This window comes from Adlercreutzia sp., assembly GCF_056795635.1.
The window spans coordinates 42,832-62,029 of the sequence record NZ_JBQIIT010000014.1 but is presented as its reverse complement, the minus strand read 5'-3'; the positions used below and the strand labels follow the sequence as shown (position 1 = coordinate 62,029).

16 protein-coding genes are annotated in these 19,198 nt (G+C 65.9%); 4 read left to right on the top strand and 12 right to left on the bottom strand.

Features of this window, described 5'->3' with window-relative positions:
* The 3 genes from rplB to ACTOXK_RS09010 all read right to left on the bottom strand — a co-directional run.
* Positions 1–638 (bottom strand): 50S ribosomal protein L2 (rplB, locus tag ACTOXK_RS09020; RefSeq protein ID WP_482279907.1); only part of this gene is annotated, 638 nt, incomplete at its 3' end.
* A 346-nt stretch (positions 639–984) separates the two neighbouring features.
* Positions 985–3,105, bottom strand: coding sequence for a YgiQ family radical SAM protein (locus ACTOXK_RS09015; protein ID WP_482277823.1), 2,121 nt, complete (start codon positions 3,103–3,105; stop codon positions 985–987).
* A gap of 156 nt (positions 3,106–3,261) precedes the next feature.
* Positions 3,262–4,608, bottom strand: a complete 1,347-nt coding sequence (locus ACTOXK_RS09010) for a trigger factor (RefSeq protein ID WP_482277822.1) — start codon at positions 4,606–4,608, stop codon at positions 3,262–3,264.
* A gap of 216 nt (positions 4,609–4,824) precedes the next feature.
* Between ACTOXK_RS09010 and ACTOXK_RS09005 the strand changes: the two genes are divergently transcribed.
* The gene (locus ACTOXK_RS09005; protein ID WP_482277821.1) at positions 4,825–5,652 is read left to right on the top strand and encodes a pyridoxamine kinase; all 828 of its coding nucleotides are present in this window, start codon (positions 4,825–4,827) and stop codon (positions 5,650–5,652) included.
* Positions 5,653–5,685: 33 nt separating this feature from the next.
* Positions 5,686–6,318: a TatD family nuclease-associated radical SAM protein gene (locus ACTOXK_RS09000; protein WP_482277820.1), complete on the top strand. Its 633-nt coding sequence runs from the start codon at positions 5,686–5,688 to the stop codon at positions 6,316–6,318.
* A 24-nt stretch (positions 6,319–6,342) separates the two neighbouring features.
* Here ACTOXK_RS09000 and ACTOXK_RS08995 read toward each other — a convergent pair whose 3' ends face one another.
* From ACTOXK_RS08995 to ACTOXK_RS08985, 3 genes are all read right to left on the bottom strand, one after another.
* Positions 6,343–9,612 carry an ABC transporter permease gene (locus tag ACTOXK_RS08995; RefSeq protein WP_482277819.1) on the bottom strand — a complete coding sequence of 1,090 codons (3,270 nt, stop codon included), beginning with the start codon at positions 9,610–9,612 and terminating at the stop codon, positions 6,343–6,345.
* Between the two features lie 46 nt (positions 9,613–9,658).
* Complete coding sequence (locus ACTOXK_RS08990) at positions 9,659–10,360, bottom strand: ABC transporter ATP-binding protein (RefSeq protein ID WP_482277818.1); 702 nt, start codon at positions 10,358–10,360, stop codon at positions 9,659–9,661.
* 185 nt (positions 10,361–10,545) lie between these two features.
* Positions 10,546–12,114: a helix-turn-helix transcriptional regulator gene (locus tag ACTOXK_RS08985; protein ID WP_482279906.1), complete on the bottom strand. Its 1,569-nt coding sequence runs from the start codon at positions 12,112–12,114 to the stop codon at positions 10,546–10,548.
* Between the two features lie 319 nt (positions 12,115–12,433).
* Here ACTOXK_RS08985 and ACTOXK_RS08980 point away from each other — a divergent pair, with 319 nt between their 5' ends.
* Both ACTOXK_RS08980 and ACTOXK_RS08975 read left to right on the top strand, forming a co-directional pair.
* Positions 12,434–14,020: a molybdopterin-dependent oxidoreductase gene (locus ACTOXK_RS08980; RefSeq protein ID WP_482277816.1), complete on the top strand. Its 1,587-nt coding sequence runs from the start codon at positions 12,434–12,436 to the stop codon at positions 14,018–14,020.
* 15 nt (positions 14,021–14,035) lie between these two features.
* Positions 14,036–14,527 (top strand): molybdopterin-binding protein, encoded by a 492-nt coding sequence (locus ACTOXK_RS08975; protein WP_482277815.1) that lies wholly within the window; start codon positions 14,036–14,038, stop codon positions 14,525–14,527.
* 139 nt (positions 14,528–14,666) lie between these two features.
* Here ACTOXK_RS08975 and rplW read toward each other — a convergent pair whose 3' ends face one another.
* From rplW to rpsG, 6 genes are read right to left on the bottom strand one after another with little or no spacing between them, the layout of a single operon-like run.
* The gene (gene rplW / locus ACTOXK_RS08970) at positions 14,667–14,954 is read right to left on the bottom strand and encodes a 50S ribosomal protein L23 (RefSeq protein ID WP_482277814.1); all 288 of its coding nucleotides are present in this window, start codon (positions 14,952–14,954) and stop codon (positions 14,667–14,669) included.
* Positions 14,954–15,580, bottom strand: coding sequence for a 50S ribosomal protein L4 (gene rplD / locus ACTOXK_RS08965; protein ID WP_482277813.1), 627 nt, complete (start codon positions 15,578–15,580; stop codon positions 14,954–14,956). The genes rplW and rplD overlap by 1 nt, the downstream gene beginning before the upstream one ends.
* Positions 15,581–15,613: 33 nt before the next feature.
* Positions 15,614–16,234, bottom strand: coding sequence for a 50S ribosomal protein L3 (rplC, locus tag ACTOXK_RS08960; protein WP_482277812.1), 621 nt, complete (start codon positions 16,232–16,234; stop codon positions 15,614–15,616).
* A 14-nt stretch (positions 16,235–16,248) separates the two neighbouring features.
* Positions 16,249–16,557, bottom strand: coding sequence for a 30S ribosomal protein S10 (gene rpsJ, locus ACTOXK_RS08955; protein ID WP_016309237.1), 309 nt, complete (start codon positions 16,555–16,557; stop codon positions 16,249–16,251).
* Between the two features lie 37 nt (positions 16,558–16,594).
* The gene (gene fusA, locus ACTOXK_RS08950) at positions 16,595–18,712 is read right to left on the bottom strand and encodes an elongation factor G (RefSeq protein WP_482277811.1); all 2,118 of its coding nucleotides are present in this window, start codon (positions 18,710–18,712) and stop codon (positions 16,595–16,597) included.
* Between the two features lie 14 nt (positions 18,713–18,726).
* Entirely contained in the window at positions 18,727–19,197 is a 471-nt protein-coding gene (rpsG, locus tag ACTOXK_RS08945; RefSeq protein ID WP_016309239.1) for a 30S ribosomal protein S7, read from the bottom strand.
* Position 19,198 lies beyond the last annotated feature (1 nt).

Sequence of the window (19,198 nt, the reverse complement as noted above, 5' to 3'; positions counted from 1 at the left end):
CAACGCTTGCGGCCGGCCTTGCCGATCTTGATGTTGGAGTGCTCGGCATTGCCCACCTCGCCGATGGTGGCGCGGCAGGTGATGAGCACGCGGCGCATCTCGGAAGAAGGCATGCGCAGGACGGCGTAGTTGCCTTCCTTGCCCATGAGCTGAATGGAGGTGCCGGCGGAACGGGCGATAGCCGCGCCCTTGCCCGGCTGGAGCTCCACGTTGTGGATCAGCGTACCGACGGGGATGTTGGCCAGGGGCAGGGCATTGCCCGGCTTGATGTCGGCCTCGGGGCCGGACACCACGATGTCGCCCACCTTCAGGCCCTTCGGGTGGATGATGTAGCGCTTCTCGCCGTCAACGTAGTGCAGCAGAGCGATACGGGCGGAACGGTTGGGATCGTACTCGATCGTGGCAACCTTGGCGGGCACGCCGTCCTTGTTCCGCTTGAAGTCGATGATGCGGTAGCGCTGCTTGTTGCCGCCGCCCTGGTGACGGGTGGTGATGCGACCGTAGCAGTTACGACCGGCCTTCTTCGGCTTCGGGGCCAGCAGAGACTTCTCCGGCTTGGACGTGGTGATCTCCGCGAAGTCGGAGACCGTCTGGAAACGTCGGCCGGGGCTCGTCGGCTTGTACTGTTTGATTCCCACAGTAACAACCTTTCTTAACCTCGGGCTTCCCCACCGCTCCGGCCGGTAACGGCAACCGGTGCGCGTGACGTCGCCCCTTACTTCGGATCTTCCGCTCGCGCGCCTCTCCGCACACCGGAAGCTCCCCTACTTTGAGTGGTCAGGCGATTGCCGATCGGCGCAGATGGAGGCTCTCCGTCGCGACGCCGTCTAACCACGCGCCCGGGTGTATCCATCGCTGGCCACACAGACGCAAAGATGCATTATAGGCGTGGGCCATGACGCATTCAAGAAGTTTTTCGCCGACGGTCGCGCCCTCACATTTCTGCCACATACGGGGAAGATGCGCGGCGGCCGGCCAACGCGCCTATCGCCCCTTGCGGATGCCGCCCTTGCGGCCGCTTGCCTTGGGAGGCTTGCCGACGCGCTGGGCCGCAGCGGGGCCGGGACGGCTGGGCGCTCCGGCCTTTGACGGCCTCCCCTTCCCCGGCTTGCCCACCTTGGGGGCCGCACCGGGCTTGCCGGCGTCGGGTCGCGGCCGCTTGCCCGATTTCGACTGTTTGCCGGCGCTGCCCTTCCCGCCCGCACCGCGGCGGGGCGACCCGTCCTCCCCGTCGCGCTTCTTGGGACGCACGGGGCGGATGAGGCAATGCTCGTCCCAGCCGATGAGGTCGGTGCGCTTCGCCTTCACGAGGGCCTCGCGCACCAGGTCGTAGTTCGCGGGGTTGCGGTACTGGATGAGCGCGCGCTGCATGGCCTTCTCGCGGGCGGATTTCGGCACGTAGATGGGCTCCATGGTACGCGGGTCCAGCCCCGTGTAGTACATGCACGTGGAGATGGTGGAGGGCGTGGGGTAGAAATCCTGCACCTGCTCGGGGTTGAAGCCCATATCGCGCACGTACTCGGCCAGCTCTACCGCCTCGGCGAGCGTGCTGCCCGGGTGCGACGACATCAGATAGGGCACGACGAACTGGTTCTTCCCCGCCGCTCGGTTCGCCTCGTCGAAGGCCTCGCAGAAGGCGTCGTAGACGGCCCGCGGCGGCTTGCCCATGGCGGCCAGCACGGTATCGGATACATGCTCGGGAGCCACACGCAGCTGGCCGGACACATGGTGGGCCGTCAGCTCGCGCAAAAACGTGCGGTCGGGATCGGGGTCGGCCATGACGTAGTCGAAGCGGATGCCGGAACGCACGAACACCTTCTTCACGCCGGGCAGCTTCCGCAGCTTGCGCAGCAGGCCCGTATAGTCGCGGTGATCGGCCTTGAGCGCCGGGCAGGGCTTCGTGCCCAGGCAGCGGCGGTCGACGCAGGCGCCCCGGGCGCGCTGTTTGGCGCAGGCCGGCCCGCGGAAGTTCGCCGTGGGGCCGCCCACGTCGTTGATATAGCCCTTGAAGTCGGGGTCGGCGGTCATGGCGCGGGCCTCTTCCAGAAGCGACTCGTGGGAGCGGCCCGTGACGATGCGCCCCTGATGGAAGGTGAGCGCGCAGAAGGCGCACTCACCGAAGCAGCCGCGACAGGAGGTGAGGGAAAACTTCACCTCGGAAAGGGCCGGCACGCCCCCGGCCGCGTCGTAGGACGGGTGCCATGTGCGGGCGTAGGGTAACCGGTAGACGGCGTCCATCTCGTTTTGGGTCAGCGGGGCGGCCGGCGGATTCTGTACCACGTACACCCCGTGGGGATAGGTCTCCACAAGCCGCTTGCCGCTCACCGGATCGCTCGCGCGGTACTGGGCGGCGAAGCTTGTCGCGAAGGTGCGCTTGTCGGCGGACACCGCCTCCCAGCTCGGCAGCATCTCGTAATCGACCACATGATCCAGGGAACGGGTGCGGAACACCGTGCCGTCGATGAACGTGAGGTCTTCCACGGAAAGGCCCGCGGCCAGTCCGTCGGCGATCTCCACGATGGAGCGCTCCCCCATGCCGTAGGAGATGAGATCGGCCCCCGAGTCCATGAGGATAGAGCGCTTGAGGGAATCGGACCAGTAGTCGTAGTGGGCGAGCCGGCGCAGGCTGGCCTCGATGCCGCCCAAGATGACGGGAGTCTTCTTGTAGGTGCGCCGAATGAGGTTCGCGTACACCACGACCGCGTGATTGGGGCGGCGGCCCGCTTCCCCGCCCGGAGTGTAGGCGTCCTCGCGGCGGCGCTTCTTGTTCACTGTGTAGTGGTTCACCATGGAGTCCATGTTGCCCGCCGACACGAGGAAGCCCAGGCGCGGCTCGCCGAAGACGGTCATACTGGCCGGTTCGTTCCAATCGGGCTGGGCGATGATGCCCACCGTGTAGCCGTGGGATTCCAGCACGCGGGTGATGATGGCGCTGCCGAAGGAGGGGTGGTCCACGTAGGCATCGCCCGAGACGTAGACGAAGTCGAGCTGGCCCCAACCGCGCGCATCGGCCTCGGCGCGGGTGGTAGGCAGGAAAGCCGAAGACGGCAGCGCCGCGGGGCCTGCCGAAGCCGGAGAGTTTCGCTTCGGGCGCTTTGGTGCCACGGAGACGCTCCTTCCATGAAGCGGGCGGGCCGAAGCCCGCCCGGGTGGGTGCACTGGTCGAAAGGCGATGCCGGGAAAGAAGGTTGCCCCTCCCCGCTCGGCGGAGCCTCTCTTGCTGGGCGGCAAGGGCATGGCCCTTGCCCTACCGCAGGTTCCTTATTCTGCCTCGGCCGGGGCCGCGGACTCTTCAGGCGCGGCTGCGGGCTCGGGGGCCGCGGCGGTGGTGATCTTCGCGTGGGCCGTCACGAAGCGAGCGGCCTTCAGGCGCTCGGCGGTCTCGCGCAGGGCGAAGCCGCGGCCCGAGGCCTCCAGATCGGCCCGCATGGCCTTGGGGTTGCCCTGGGGGTTCATGCCGTAGCAGGCGTCCTCCAGGTCCTTGTCGGTGAGGGTCAGGCGCTCGTGGCGGTACACCGCATCGAGGCAGAAGCCCTGGACGAGCACCTCGCGGGTCTGCATCATGAGCATCATGCCGAACTGCTGCTCGCCGCCGTTGGCAGCCACGAACTGCTCCCAGGTCGTGCCGGCCTGGGAAAGCTCGGCGCGAAGGTTCTGCATGAGGTGGTCGCGGGTGGCCTCGTAGACCTCGTCGGCGATGCGGCCCTCGAAGCGGCGGGTGAGCTGGCCGACGCACATCTGCTGCACGTAGCCCTCGTAGGCCTCGCGCTGCTGGGCCTCGAAGACGCGGCGCATGTCGGCCTTCAGGGCATCGAGATCCTTGAACATGGGCATGTTGGCCTTCACCCAGGCGTCGTCGATGACCGGCACCACTTCCTCCTGGATCTCCTTCACGGTCACAGTGCAGGAGATGGGCTTGTTCGTCACCTCGCCGTTCTCGGTGCCGAGCGGAGCCTCGAAGGTGAACTCCTTGGTCTGGCCCGGCTCCATGCCCACGAGCGCCTCGTCGAAGCCGGCGGGCATATAGCCGCGGCCCATGAGGTAGGTGCGGTCCTCGCAGGTGAGCGCCTTGATCTCCTCGCCGTCGTCGAAGCACTTCATGGCGATGGAGCAGGCATCGCCAGCCTCAAGCGGCTTCGGATCGGCGGCCACGTAGGTGACCGAGTTCTTGGCGATCTCCTCGAGCTGCTGGTTGATGGGGCTCTCGTCGAAGACGAAGGGCTGCACCGTGACCTCGACCGGGTCGTAGGAAGACAGCTCGTAGGTGGGCTTCACGGTGACGCTCAGCGTGAAGGAGAACTTCTTGCCGCGCTCGAACTTTGTGGCGGGCGTGGCCTTGGGCGGGAAGGCGGGCACGAGGTTGCGGCGGTCGAGCGCCCGGGGCACGAGGATCTCGATGGCGCTCGTCTCCACGATCTTGTCCAGATCGGCGATGCCCATCTGCTCCTGGCACAGCTGCTCGATGCTCTTGCCGGGCTGGGGGCGCACGCCCATGGACAGCGCAAAGGCCTCGCCGGCCTCTTTCAGGGCATTGTTCACCTCGATGGCCGTCGCCTCGCAATCCAGCTTGATGACGCCGTCGGCCAACTTCTTCTCGGTTACTTTCACGGTTGAATGCTCCTTCTCCATGAACGGGGGCCGCTCCTGTGCGACCCCTCAAAAGGTTTGGGCGCTATGGTAGCACACACGCCGCCCGAAGCCCGGGGCGGCAATCCGGAAACAGAGGCGCAACACAGGGGTGTATCATGAGAGACTGCGCAACCTCGCCTGCGGCTCGCTGCGATGCGGGGCCGGGATGCGCTCGACGCCGGAAAAGGAGGCCCCATGCCGCACAACCGACAGAAGAAGATCGCGCTCGTGAACGACTACACCGGGTTCGGGCGCTGCTCGGTGGCCGTGCAGCTGCCGATCATCTCTCATTTGGGCGTGCAGTGCTGCCCGCTGCCCACGGCGGTGCTGTCCAACCACACGATGTTCGACAGCTTCAGCTTCCAGGATTTCACCGCGCACATGGAAGAGCACATCGCCGAGTGGCGCAAGCTCGGCCTGCAATTCGCGGGCATCTGCACGGGCTTTCTCGGGTCGGCCGATCAGATCGCCATCGTGGAGAGCTTCCTCCGCGAGTTCGCGACGGACGGCACCGTGGTGGTGGTCGATCCCGTGATGGGCGACTATGGGCGCCCCTATGCCACCTACACCCCTGCCATGTGCGCCTCTATGGGCCGTTTGGTGGCCGCCGCCGATATCGTCACGCCCAACCTGACCGAGGCGGCGCTGCTGCTCGGCGAGCCCTACCCCGCCGATGCCTCGCTGGAGACCGTGGCCGCCATGGCCGAGCGCGTGGCCGCCGCGGGGCCGCGCTCTGTGGTGATCACCGGCGTCGTGCGCGAGGGCGCCGTCGTGAACGTGGGCTACGAGCGCGGCGGGGGCGCCTTCACCGTGCGCACACCCCAGCAGGGCGGCGACCGCTCGGGCACCGGCGACGTATTCGCCGCCATCATTGCCGCCGACGCGGTAAAGGGCCTGCCCTTCCGCACTTCGGTGGAGAAGGCCGCCACGTTCATCGGGCGCTGCATCGAGCGCTCGGCCGCGATGGGCATTCCCGTCACCGACGGGGTGGCCTTCGAGGAAGTCATTCGAGAACTGGATTAGAAGCCGGACACGCCGAACGAGAAAGGACGCACCGTGTCGAAAGCCATGACCATGCTGTACGAGGTGTATGACGGCCTGTACGTGAACCTGACGAACCGCTGCTCGTGCCGCTGCACCTTCTGCCTGCGCAGCCAGGGAGAATCGGTCTGTGGATCGGACAGCCTGTGGCTTGAGCGCGAGCCCACGTTCGAGGAAGTGCGCGACGAGTTCGCGAAATTCGACATGAGCCGCTACGGCGAAGTGGTCTTCTGCGGCTTCGGCGAGCCCACCGAGGCATGGGAGGTGCTGAAGCCCGTGGCCGCCTACGTGAAGGAGACCTACGGGTTGCCCGTGCGCGTGAACACCAACGGCCAGGGATCGCTGATCTGCGACCGCGATATCGCGCCCGAGTTCGCGGGCATCGTCGATGCGGTATCCATCTCGCTGAACACCCCAAGCCCCGAGCGCTACGCCGAGCTGACGCGCAGCCGCTTCGGCGAGGAGGCCTTCCCCGCCATGCTGGATTTCGCCCGCAAGGTCAGCCGATATGTGCCCGAGGTGACCATGACCACGGTGGAGACCACCCTCACCCCCGAAGAAGAGGCCGCCTGCCAGACCATCTGCGACGACCTGGGAGTGAGCTACCGCATCCGCCGGTGGGTCGAGCAGGGAAAGATCACGAAGTAGCGAGCAATCCCGACAGCCGGACGGCTATTCGTTGCTCTTCAGGCTCTCCACCATGTCGATCTTCGCCAGCTTGGGTCGCATGGCCACCATGACCACGGCGGTGAACACCATGGTGAGCGCAAAGGCGATCCCGAAGCTCGCGGCATGGATGGTGCGGCCGAACATCACCTGGTCCACCTCGGCGGTGACCACCACGAACCCTTCCAGCACCACGCCGAGCCCCAGTCCCACAAGCGCCCCCAGGATGGTGAGCAGCACGATCTCGCGGAAGATGTAGGCGTTCACCTCCCGGGGCGTGAAGCCGAGCACCTTCAGCGTGGCGATCTCGCGGGCCCGCTCGGTGATATTGATGTTCGTGAGGTTGTACAGCACGATGAAGGCCAGCGCCGCCGCGGCCACCACGAGCACCACCACGACCATGTCCACCGACTTCAGCATCTGGCGATAGGAGTCGATGACCTCGTCGTTGAAGGCCACGGTGTCCACGGCCCCGGTCGCGCGCAGGGCCTCGGAGAGGGCCGCCCGCGCTTCCCCGTCGTCGGTGGCCCGGGCGTATACTGTAAGGTTGTCCGGCTCCTCGCCGAAGGTGCGCTCGAAGACCGCGGGCGTCATGAAGGCGTAGTCGCCGATGTAGTTCTCGACGACGGCGGCCACGGGCACGGTGTAGGTGACGGCCGTGGCGTTGCCCAGGTCGTCCTGCTCGGCGAAGGTGATCTCGTCGCCCACGGAAAGCCCCAGCTTCACCGCGAGCTTCTCGGTGACGATAGCTCCCTCATCGGTCAGGTCGCGCGCCTCGTGGCCTTCCCGGGCGCGGAAGTGCCAGAGCCCCTGGAAGGCCAAGGGGTCGTCGGGGGCCACAATGGTGGTCATGGCCTCGGTGCCATTGGCGCCCACCGCGATCAGGGAGGCCTCGGTGGCGCGCACGGCCACGGGCAGCTGGTCCTTATCGTCCAACAGGGCGCGCGCGGCCTCGCGATCGGCGTCGGCGGCGTCCTCTTTCTCGGTGATGACGACGTTGTAGTCCACGATCTCGCCGTACTGCACGTCGATGATGTCGTTGATGGAGTTCTGGAGCCCCAGACCCGTGAGCAGCAGGGCCGTGCAGCCGGCAATGCCCACGCAGGTCATGATGAGGCGGCGCTTGTAGCGGAAGATGTTGCGGAAGGTGACCTTCCACGAGAACGACAGGCGCCGCCACAGGGGGCCGATATGCTCCAGGAGAATGCGCTTGCCCGCCTTGGGCGCCGGCGGCTGCATGAGGGCGGCCGGAGTCTCGCGCAGGGTGGCGGCCGCAGCGGCCCAAGTGGCGGCCAGGGTGATGCCCACGCCGATGCCGGCAGCGGCCAGGGCGATGGGCCAGTCCACAGCCAGAGGGCCGTTCGGCACGTAGTAGACGATGGAGTAGGCCTCCATGACCACCCACGGCAGCAGCTGGGAGAGGACCCCGATACCGATGAGGCTGCCGAGGCCGGCGGCCAGGGCCGCGTAGATGAGGTACTTCGACGTGATGCGCGCCCGGGAGTAGCCGAGGGCCTTGAAGGTACCGATGAGCATGCGCTCCTCCTCCACCATGCGGGTCATGGTGGTGAGGGCCACCAATGCCGCCACGAGGAAGAAGATGAGGGGGAAGAAGGAGGCGATGGCGTCGACGCGAGCAGCGTCGTTCTCGAAGCTGACCAGACCGAAGTTCTTTGAGCGGTCCATAACGAGCCAGTCCGGCGGCTCGATGTCGTCGATCTCTTGCTGGGCATCGGCCAGCTCCCGTTCGGCCTTATCGAGCTTCTCGTTGGCCTCGGCGGCTGCGGCGTCGTAGTCGGCCACGCCTCGTTCGTACTCGGCGCGGCCCGCTTCCAGGTCGGCCTTGGCCTGCTCGTACTCGGCCCGGCCCTCTTCCAGGCGCGTCTTGCCCTCTTCCACGTCCAGCTTGCCCTGGTCGAGCTGCTTCTGGGCCGCGGCCATCTGCTCCTCGGCGGCCGTGCGCTGGGCCGCCAGCTGGGCCTTGGCCTCTTCCAGGGCCACCGCAGCCGCGCCGATGTCGGCGATGTTCTTCTCCAGCTCGGCCTTCTGGGCCTCGAGCTGGGCCCGCTGCTCGGCCGGCAGATCCGGAGCGGCCAGGGCCGCCTCCACCTGGGCCAGGGAGGCCTCCAGGGTCGGCAGGGCCGCCTTCGCTTCGGCCAGGTTCGCCTCGTTGGCCTCCACCGCCGCCTGGGCCTCGGCGAACTGCGCATCGGCATCGGCCCGGCGCTTCGCGAGGGCGTCGGTGCCCTGGACGTACTGCTTCTCGCCGTCGCTGATCTTCTTTTCATTGGCCGCCAGGGTACTCGCCGCGGAATCCAGCTGTCGCTGGCCGTCGTCCAGCTCGGCCTTGGCCGCATCCAGCTCAGCGCGGGCATCCCCCAGCTCGGTCTGAGCGCGGGCCTTCTCCTCCTCGAACTCGGCCCGCGCCTCGTCCAGATCGGCCTGGGCCTCGGCCTGGAGCCCCGCCACGCGGGCCTGCTCCCGCTCGGGGGCGATAGCCTCGACGGCGGCCACCACCGCGGCCACACGCTCATCGTAGGCGGCGCTGTTCGCCGGCAGCTCGGCGGCGCCGGCCACGGTGAGGTAGGCCTCCACGAAGGGCAGGTCGGGATCGAAGTCCTCGGGCATCACGTACATGAACTGCTCCACCGTGCCCGAGCCGATGGTGGACGTGCCCATGGCCGTGGAGCTCACGTAGAGCGGCGAGTGCACGCGGCCCACTACGGTGAACTCCGTGCGCGCCAGAGCGTCGGCCCCCTCGCCCACCGAGCCGTCCACCACGATGGTGTCCCCCAGCTCGGAGGGGCCGCTCATGACCTTGTCGTTGAAGATGACGCACTCCCCCGGGGCCGCCGGCCAGCGCCCCTCGGCCAGTTCGAGGCGGTTCAGGTAGTCGCCGTCATCGGAGACGACGGCAGAGCCCTCCTGAACGCTTGTGGCGGCGCTCGGCGAGAGGGAGTGCACGCGCATGACGTACTGCTCGTCGTTCATGGTGGCCAGCACGTCGGCGGAGTAGGCCCCCATGACCCCTTCCACGCCGTCCACGGCCCGCAGGGCCTCGATGTCCTCCTCGGTGAGCCCCAAGGTGGAGACGACGCGCACGTCCATGAGGGCGGCACCGTCGTAGTAGGCGTCGGCGGCCAGGTTCATGTCGGGGGGCGCCATGCGCAGGCCGGCGTAGAAGCCGGTGCCCAGGGCCACGATGGCGGCCAGGGCCACGAAGCGGCCGAGGGAGTGGCGGATGGAACGGACGACGTCCTTGCTGAAGGCCCTCATCGGCACCCCTCCGCCTTCGCGAAGGGAGCGCAGGCCGGGCGGCCGCCTACCATTCCAGCACCTCGGCGGACAGGGGCGCCTCGTTGCGCTCCACAGCGGCCACCGATCCCTCGCGCACATGGATGACTCGGTCGGCAATGGCCGTGAAGGCGCTGTTGTGGGTGACCACCACCACGGTGCGGCCCGTCGTGCGGCAGGTATCTTGCAGGAGCTTCAGGATGGCCTTGCCCGTCTCGTAGTCCAGGGCGCCCGTGGGCTCGTCGCAGAGCAGGAGCTTGGGGTTCTTCGCCAAGGCGCGGGCGATGGCCACCCGTTGCTGCTCGCCGCCCGAGAGCTGCCCGGGGAAGTTGCGGGCCCGTTGCTCGAGGCCCACGGCGGCCAGCACCTCGTCGGCCGGCAGCGGGTCGCGGCAGATCTGGCTCGCCAGCTCCACGTTCTCCCGGGCCGTGAGGTTCTGCACGAGGTTGTAGAATTGGAACACGAAGCCGATGTCGTGGCGGCGGTACTGGGTCAGCTGCTTGCGGTTGAAAGAGCTCACCTCGGCGCCATCGAGCAGAATGGTGCCCGAGGTGGCCGAGTCCATGCCCCCGAGCATGTTCAACAGCGTCGTCTTGCCGGCGCCGGACGGCCCCACGATGACGACGAACTCTCCCTGTTCTATCTGGAAGCTCATGTCGCGCACGGCGGCCACCGACACTTCGCCCATCTGGTACATCTTGCTCACGTCGCGAAACTCAACGAACGCCATAACGCCTCCGCATTCCGTTCGGATACTTCTTCCCTACGATACACGAGAACCCCGTGCCGGTCACCTCCCCGGCCGCGAAACACGGGAAAAGCCCGTCAAGGGCGCGGGCTTTCCAAGGGCGGCCCCTTACGAGGCAAGCCGCCATTCACCGAACGGCTCCGTCACGGACGAACGAGCCAGCAGAGCTACCCCTCCCCGCCCTCTTCCCGAATGAGAGCCGCCAGCTCATCGGCGGAATGCACACCGGCCTTGGTGTAGATAGCATGCACATGGGAGCGCACCGTAGCCACCGACACCACGAGGGTCTCACTGATTTCCTTGGGGCGGCGTCCCTCGGCCAAGAACCGCAGCACCTCGCTCTCGCGCCCGGTCAGCCCCCAATCTGCGGCCAAAGCATCGCAGCGTTCGGCGTGACGGCGCTCATAGCGGCCGCGGGGATCCTCGTGGGGCAGAAGGCCCCAGACTGTCTTAGCGTAGCGCTCGGAGTTCGTGTTGAAGGTGACGAGCACGAGCAGCACGAACACCGCCGTGCCGACGACGCTGAATACCGCCGCATCCAGCACCACGGTATCATGCACGACCGAGCCGATGACATTGCCAGCCAGAAAGCCCACCGAACGGATGAGAAAGGCGCGCCCGAATACTTGGAAGGGAGCGGCGTGGATAGCGCGGCACACCGCATAGCAGGCGGTGGCCAGAAGCGCGTCGAAGTAGTACAGCGCGCACATCTGCATGATAAGCGCTGGCAGGAACTCAGTGGAAGCCGTCAGGGGACCCAGAAGGGCCGCTACGGTAACCACCGGAAACACGAAGCGATAGAAGCGATTCCATATCCAGGAGACATCCCGAGCATGGCTGGGCGGCATGGTAGCGACGAACAGCGCCAGAGCCACAGCCGCTCCCATGAGAAACGAGCTTACCCGGGCCACCACACCGAGGGGCAGGGCCAACGGCACCACATGCAGAAAACCGAATACCGCACCGTAGGCTCCCACAATGAGGAAGAGCCGCACGCAGAGCGGACCACGACGCAGAACGCCGCCAAGCTGGACGAACGATGGCATCGCGCCGGCCTCCTCCCGCGCCTCGCTGCGCCAACCACTTGCAAGAGCGCGCGGAGTTGCGCTCGTGCCAGATGGCCCTTCAGCCCCATCGTCCCCGCGAGGCCCCTGGCAGCGAATGGGCAGATAGGCCACCGCCTCGTAGGCGGCCACAAGGCAGGATCCCGGCCGCGTCGCGCGCGCCGTGGCGAACGCTGCTGCGCCCACCAATCCCAAATGCAAAAACTCCGATACGACAAGGGGCGCGTTGGTTTCCAGCACACTGAACAGTCCCTGCACGATCAGGGTCGTGCCCCCAATAACCGCCACCACCGACAGCAGGAATTGCCGCGGAGAGAGTACGGAGGCCGTCTGACTGGCCGCCACAAAGAACATCGCCCCCGATGCGGCGCCCACGAACTGCACCACCACAACGGCGAACAACGGGCCGGCGCCGCCCATGAGCCAATAGAACGCCAGCACGTCTACAAACTGTACGACGAAGAAGACGAGCCACGCCGTCATGTCGCGGATGCTGAGGGCGAACCGCGGGCCCCATGCCTGGGTAAGGGCGTAGCCGAACACCAGGCCCAGCGAATGGGCGTCGCACGAGTAGGCGCGCACGTTCACAGGCGAACCCGCCAGCACCACATAGCCGAGCTCCCAGCTCGCCGATTCGTGCAGCAGCATGGCCGAGGACACGAGGGCCACCATCGCCGTCAACGTCCACCCGAGCCCCGAGGGGGCCGCACTCCGACCGTTTCGAGGCGTATCCTCCGACGATCTCCGCTCCTCTCGCTCCCCTCGCATCACGCCGATCCCCTCTCGCGTCCTCGAGCTCTTTCTATCCGACTTCATCATATCACCGGGCATTTCTGGCGAATCAACAAGAGTTGTTGAGACGGCATGAAAAGATCAACAACCCTTACTGATTTCAAGGGGAGGCTCCTTCCCTATGGTGGGAGCAGCCCGCAGCCCAAGTAACGGAAAGAAAGATGGCGCGGGCCCGAATAAATCGAGAAAGGAGAGGAACATGGGGAAGAGGGAAGCCATGCGGTTCTCGAAGCTCGCTATGGCGCTCGCCATAGCCGCCGCGGTGCTCGCCATAGCGCTCGCGCTGTGGGGGTGCGCCCCCAAAGCCACCACGCCCGCCACGGGGACAGCCGAGGAGGGGGGCGCCCCGGCAGAGGAGATCGAGGGAATGTGCCCCGACTTCACCGAGAAGTCGGCGGGCAACTTCAACGATACCTTCAGCACCACCGATATGCTGAACGCCGGCAACCGCGGCTGCAACTCATGCCACGAAGATCTGTGGGACGTTATGAACATGAAGGATGGCTACAGCCACATCCTGACCCATGTGGGCTACGACAAGGCACTGACCTATCAGGACTGCGAGCCCTGCCATCGAGGCCACACGGCGCTCACCGGACCCTATCTGGGCGATCTCATTCACGCAAGCCATTACGGCAGCGCCGCCTTCGTGGAGGCCAACGGAAACTGCTGGAGTTGTCATGCCATGAACTCCGCCGGCGGTCAGGGCGATTACCAGATGATCCTGTGGGATGATTTCTACGACGAGCCGGCCCTGGGCGGCTATCCCAACATCGACGGCAACGAGATGGAGCAGAACTGGGTCGACTCCCGCGGCTTCTTCGGCGGCTTCATCAACGGCATGACCCAGGACAGTGCCCCGACCCTCGACGTGAAACTCGACCAGGCCGTCACCGATCATGACGACGTTTTCATCGTGAACAACTGGGGCCCCGAGGTCACCGAGAAGAACGGCGAGCCCTTCAGCTTCGATGCCGTGTGCGACGAGAACAACACCGTGAGCCTGACTGGCGTGAAGAACCCGCGCTCTTTCACTAAGGCCGAGTTGGAGGCCATGCCCCAGACCGAGTTCACCATGGCGCTGGCCTGCGCCACCAACGGCCGCGGCGGCTCCCTCGTGTCCAACATCCCCATGTCGGGCGTGTCGGTGGCCTACCTGATCGAGCAATGCGGCGGCCTGGCCGAGGGCGTGAACGCTGTGAACGCCACCGGCGCCGACGGCTGGCAGGCCTTCCCGCCCATGAATCTGGAAGCGAGCACCTACACCGAGGATGCCTACATCGCCCTGAAGTACTACGGCGAGGACTTGAGTGACGACGACGGCGCCCCTATGACGCTCGTGTCCCTGGGCAACCCCGGCGCCCGGCAGGTGAAGCACATCCAGTCCATCGATTTCACCCAGGACGAGAGCTACTTCAAGGGCCCGATGATGGCCGAATCCGACGAGCCCTCCCCAAGCTACCCCATCAACGGCATGTGGTTCCAAGAGGACGGCATCACCGCCAAGGTGGGCGAGCCGGTGAACCTCACCGGCGCCGTGTACAGCTGGAACCGCGTAGTGGGTGATCTGGCCAGCGTGTCCTTCAGCTTCGACATGGGCAAGACCTGGCAGGAGTTTCCCGTTAGAGACCAGATCACGAACTTCGATCCCTTCCAGTGGGTCACCTACTCCATGGACTGGACGCCCGCCGAAGCCGGCAAGTACCAGGTGAAACTGCAGGCCACTGATGTGAATGGCACGCAGATGAAGAAGCCCGTCACGCTGTTCGTGAACGTGGAAGAGTAGGAAGGATTTACCGTCATGCACAAGGACACTCTGAAGATCGTTGGCAGCGCCCTATCCGCCGTCGCCCTCGTCTCCGGCGGTGCCACCATGGCCGTCGCCGCCCCCGCCGATGCCCCCGATGCAGGGTCGACACCCACCGCTGTCACGGCCCGGGAGGCCGCCGGCTCTACCGTTGTAGAGGCCGTTCCCGTCGAGGGGACCTTCTCCTTCGACCAGGGCTCACTGACCGCCACCGAGAGCATCGCCGGTGTGTTCGCGAAGGCAGCAGCCGTGCTCTGCACCGCCATGCCCGCCTACGAGACCCAAGCCGCGAGCGCCATTGACGTGAGCGCTCCGGGCGGCGCCTCCTTTACGGCCACAGTTGATGAAATGGCCAGCGAGGAGGGGGCCGAGAGCTACATCATGGCCTGTTCCTGCGCGAGCAACGTCCCCGGCGGCGGTGCCATCGCCAATGCCGAGGTGGAGGGTGTGAGCCTGGCCACGATCCTGAAGATGGCCGCCGCCTAAGGGCACCCCATCCCCCAGCACCCATCGGGGCCCGCGGCGCCTCTCCCTCCCGTCCGCGCCACGCTCCCACACGCAAAGCGCCCCCGCCTCGGATGAGGCGGGGGCGCCGTTCGTTCAGCCTATCGCGTGAAAGCGACGACTAGCTGGCGAAGATCTCGATGGTCTCGCCCTCGGCCAGGGTGACCATGGCCTTCTTCCAGGTGCGGGTACGACCCTCCTGGTAGCGAACGCGCTTCGGCTTCGACTTCACGTTCAGGGTGTTCACCTTGACCACCTTCACCTTGAAGATAGCCTCGATGGCCTGGCGAATCTCAACCTTGTTGGCATCCTTGGCCACCTCGAAGGTGTACACGTTGTTCTCCATGGCATCGTAGCTGTGCTCCGTGATGACGGGGCGGATGATGACGTCGCGGGGATTCTTCTCCATTATGCAAGCACCTCCTCGATGCGGGCCAGGCACGGCTCGGCGATGACGAGCGTCTTGTTGTCGATCAGCTCGTAGGTGTTGATATCGCCCACCGGCAGGATGTTCACCTCGGGGATGTTGCGGAAGGACAGGAACGCCTCGATGTCCTCGTTGCCGATGACCACGCAGATGCGCTTGCCTTCCAGACCCAGGGCCTTGATCAGCGCCACGGCGTCCTTGGTGCAGGGCTTCTCGAAGTTGAAGTCCTTGACCACCACGAGTTCGCCGTCGGCCAGCTTCGCGGACAGGGCGCTGCGCATGGCTAGCTTGATCTCCTTCTTGTTGACCTTCTGGTCGTAGGAGCGGGTGTGCGGGCCGAACACAGTACCGCCGCCGGCCCACTGGGGAGCGCGGATGGTACCCTGGCGGGCACGACCGGTGCCCTTCTGACGCCACGGCTTCTTGCCGCCGCCGCGGACCATGCCGCGGGTGCGCGTGTTAGCGGTGCCCTGACGCCAACCGGCCTGCTGCGCCTTCACCGTGCGGTGCATGACAGGCACGTTCGGCTCGATACCGAACACGGCGTCGTTCACATCGACCGTGCCAGCGGCAGCGCCCTTCACGTCCTTAATCTCAATAGTTGCCATAATTTCTGTAACTCCTTGTTACCGATCGATTCACTAAGCCATGCGCACGCGCACGATGCCGTTCTTGCCACCGGGGACAGCGCCCTTCACGAGGATCAGGTTCTGCTCCTCGTCGATGCGCACGACCTCGAGGTTCTTCACGGTCACGGTATCGCAGCCCATGTGGCCCGGCAGGCGCAGGCCCTTGAACACGCGAGAGGGCGTGGCGCACTGGCCGACGGAACCGGGAGCGCGGTGGAAGTGCGCACCATGGCCGCCCGGGCCGCCGCGGAAGCCGTAGCGCTTCATGACGCCGGCAAAGCCCTTACCCTTGGACGTACCGGTGACGTCCACCTTCTTCACCTCGGCGAAAGCGGCCACCGTCTGGGTGTCGCCCACCTTGTACTCGCCGGCGTTCTCCACGCGCACCTCGCGCAGATAGCGCTTCGGCTCGGCGCCCTGCTTGTCGAAGTGACCCTGCATGGGGCGGTTCACGCGGCGCGGCTTGATGTAGCCGAAGCCCATCTGCACGGCCTCGTAGCCGTCGGTGTCCACGGTCTTCACCTGGCACACCGTGTTCGGCTCGGCCTGGATGACCGTCACGGGGACGATGCGGTCGTCCTCGTCGAAGATCTGGGTCATGCCGATCTTCTTGCCATAGATAGCGTTAATCATGTCCCAAACCTCCTTTACAGCTTGATCTCGATGTCAACGCCAGCGGGGAGATCGAGACGCATCAGGGAATCGACCGTGTTGGGGGTCGGCTCCAGGATGTCGATGAGGCGCTTGTGGGTGCGCATCTCGAACTGCTCGCGGGAGTCCTTGTTCACGTGGGGTCCGCGGATGACGCAGTACAGATTGCGCTCCGTCGGCAGCGGAATAGGACCGGAAACCTTGGCACCCGTCTTCTGAGCGGTGTCGACGATGAGGCGCGTGGACTGATCCACGATCTCATGATCGTACCCCTTCAGGCGGATGCGAATCTTCTGACTTGCCACTTACATTACCTCCAAATAGAAGTTGCTGACGGGCGCCCTAGGCGTTGCCGCCGGCCTTGCTGATGATCTCGTCCTGCACGGACTTGGGCACGGGCTCGTAGGAGTCGAACTGCATGGTGTACACCGCGCGGCCCTGGGTGCCGGAGCGCAGGTCGGTCGCGTAGCCGAACATGTTGCCCAGCGGGACCTTCGCCTCGATGACGACCGAAGAGCTGCGCTGCTCCTGGCCCTGGATGAGGCCGCGGCGGGACGGGATATCGCCCATGACGAAGCCGGTGTACTCCTCGGGAGTCTCCACCTCGACGGCCATGACCGGCTCGAGGATGACCGGGTTGGACTTGCGCAGGGCGTCCTTGATGGCCATGGAGCCGGCCACCTTGAAGGCAGCCTCGGAGGAGTCAACGTCGTGGTAGGAGCCGTCGATGAGCTCGACCTTCACGTCCTCGACCGGGTAGCCGGCCAGAACACCAGAGTTCAGCGCCTCCTGGATGCCCTTGTCGATGGAGGGGATGTACTCCTTGGGCACCACGCCGCCGACGATCTTGTTGACGAACTCGTAGCCCTTGCCGGCCTCCTGCGGGTACATGTTGATGACCGCATGGCCGTACTGGCCGCGACCACCGGACTGGCGCACGAACTTGCCCTCGGCGTTCAGCACCTCGTGGCCCGGACGCTCGCGGTAGGCAACCTGGGGCTTGCCCACGTTGGCCTCCACCTTGAACTCGCGCAGCAGGCGGTCGACGATGATCTCCAGGTGCAGCTCGCCCATGCCGGCGATGATGGTCTGGCCGGTCTCGTGGTTGGTGGACACGCGGAAGGTCGGGTCCTCCTCGGCCAGCTTGGCCAGGGCCACGCCCATCTTGTCCTGCTCGGCCTTGGTCTTGGGCTCCACGGCGATGTCGATAACCGGATCGGCGAACTCCATGGACTCCAGGATGATCGGCGCGTTCTCGGCGCACAGGGTGTCACCGGTGGAGGTGTCCTTCAGGCCCACGACGGCGACGATGTCGCCGGCCTGGCAGGCGTCGATGTCCACGCGCTGGTTGGAGTGCATCTGCAGCAGACGCCCGATGCGCTCCTTCTTGCCCTTCACGGCGTTCAGCACGTAGCTGCCCGCGTCCAGGGCGCCGGAGTAGACGCGCAGGTAGGTGAGCTTGCCCACGTAGGGGTCGGTCATGATCTTGAAGGCCAGGGAAGAGAACGGGGCCTTCACGTCTGCGGGGCGCTCCTCCTCGGCATCGGTGTCGGGGTTGGTGCCCTTGATGGCGGGGATGTCCACGGGGGACGGCATGTAGTCGACCACGGCGTCCAGCAGCTCCTGCACGCCCTTGTTCTTGTAGGCGGAGCCCACGAACACGGGGTTGATCTGGCAGGCGATGACACCCTTGCGGATGGCGGCCTTCAGCTCCTCGACGGTGACCTCTTCCTCCATCAGGACCTTCTCCATGAGGTCGTCGTCGCAGTCGGCGGCGGCCTCCAGAAGCTCCTGGCGGTACATGGCGGCATCATCGGCGAATTCGGCCGGGATGGCATCCATGGGCTCGGGGTAGGTCATGCCCTTGTCGTCGGCCTTGAAGTCCCACGCGGTCATGGTCACCAGATCGATGACGCCCCAGAAGTTGTCCTCGGCGCCCATGGGGACCTGAGCGGCCACGGCCTTGGCGCCCAGACGATCGCGCATGGTCTGGATGGCGCGGAAGAAGTCGGCGCCCACGCGGTCGTACTTGTTGATGAAGGCGATGCGGGGCACGCCGTAGCGCTCGGCCTGGCGCCACACGGTCTCGGACTGCGGCTGCACGCCGGCAACGGCGTCGAACACGGCCACGGTGCCGTCGAGCACGCGCAGGGAGCGCTCCACCTCGGCCGTGAAGTCCACGTGGCCGGGGGTGTCGATGATCTGGAAGCGGTACTCCTTACCGTCGGCCTTGCCGCCGGGGTACTTCCAAAAGCAGGTGGTGGCGGCAGCGGTGATGGTCACGCCGCGCTCCTGCTCCTGGACCATCCAGTCCATGGTAGCGGCGCCGTCGTGCACCTCGCCGATCTTGTGAGTCTTGCCCGTGTAGTAGAGGATGCGCTCGGTCGTGGTGGTCTTGCCTGCATCGATGTGGGCCATGATGCCGATGTTGCGCGTATCCTTCAGATCGATTTTAGCCATATATCACACCAGCCTTAGAAGCGATAGTGCGAGAACGCACGGTTGGCCTCGGCCATCTTGTACATATCCTCGCGCTTCTTCACGGCGGCGCCGGTGTTCTCGGAAGCGTCGATGATCTCGTTGGCGAGACGCTGGATCATGGTGTGCTCCTTGCGCTTGCGCGAGAAGTCGACGATCCAACGGATGGCCAGGGTGGTGGCGCGACGGGAGTTGACCTCCATCGGCACCTGGTAGGTGGCGCCGCCCACGCGCTTCGGCTTGCACTCGAGGGTGGGGCGCACGTTGTCCATGGCCTTCTTGAACACGGCCAGCGGATCCTCGCCGGTCTTCTCGGCGACGAGGTCGAAGGCGCCGTAGACGATGTTCTCGGCGATGGACTTCTTACCGTCAAGCAGGACCTTGTTGATCAGCTGCGTGACGAGACGGTTGTTGAACTTTGCGTCCGGCTGCGTTTCGCGGCGGACTGCTGCTGCACGACGCGGCATG

Excerpts from the sequence above, each read along its gene's own strand:
- ACTOXK_RS09005 (WP_482277821.1), top strand. The coding sequence starts at position 4,825 with ATGCCGCACAACCGACAGAAGAAGATCGCGCTCGTGAACGACTACACC.
- ACTOXK_RS08995 (WP_482277819.1), bottom strand. The coding sequence starts at position 9,612 with ATGAGGGCCTTCAGCAAGGACGTCGTCCGTTCCATCCGCCACTCCCTC.
- ACTOXK_RS08990 (WP_482277818.1), bottom strand. The coding sequence starts at position 10,360 with ATGGCGTTCGTTGAGTTTCGCGACGTGAGCAAGATGTACCAGATGGGC.
- ACTOXK_RS08985 (WP_482279906.1), bottom strand. The coding sequence starts at position 12,114 with ATGGTGGCCCTCGTGTCCTCGGCCATGCTGCTGCACGAATCGGCGAGC.
- ACTOXK_RS08980 (WP_482277816.1), top strand. The coding sequence starts at position 12,434 with ATGGGGAAGAGGGAAGCCATGCGGTTCTCGAAGCTCGCTATGGCGCTC.
- ACTOXK_RS08975 (WP_482277815.1), top strand. The coding sequence starts at position 14,036 with ATGCACAAGGACACTCTGAAGATCGTTGGCAGCGCCCTATCCGCCGTC.
- rplW (WP_482277814.1), bottom strand. The coding sequence starts at position 14,954 with ATGGAGAAGAATCCCCGCGACGTCATCATCCGCCCCGTCATCACGGAG.
- rplD (WP_482277813.1), bottom strand. The coding sequence starts at position 15,580 with ATGGCAACTATTGAGATTAAGGACGTGAAGGGCGCTGCCGCTGGCACG.
- rplC (WP_482277812.1), bottom strand. The coding sequence starts at position 16,234 with ATGATTAACGCTATCTATGGCAAGAAGATCGGCATGACCCAGATCTTC.
- fusA (WP_482277811.1), bottom strand. The coding sequence starts at position 18,712 with ATGGCTAAAATCGATCTGAAGGATACGCGCAACATCGGCATCATGGCC.
- rpsG (WP_016309239.1), bottom strand. The coding sequence starts at position 19,197 with ATGCCGCGTCGTGCAGCAGCAGTCCGCCGCGAAACGCAGCCGGACGCA.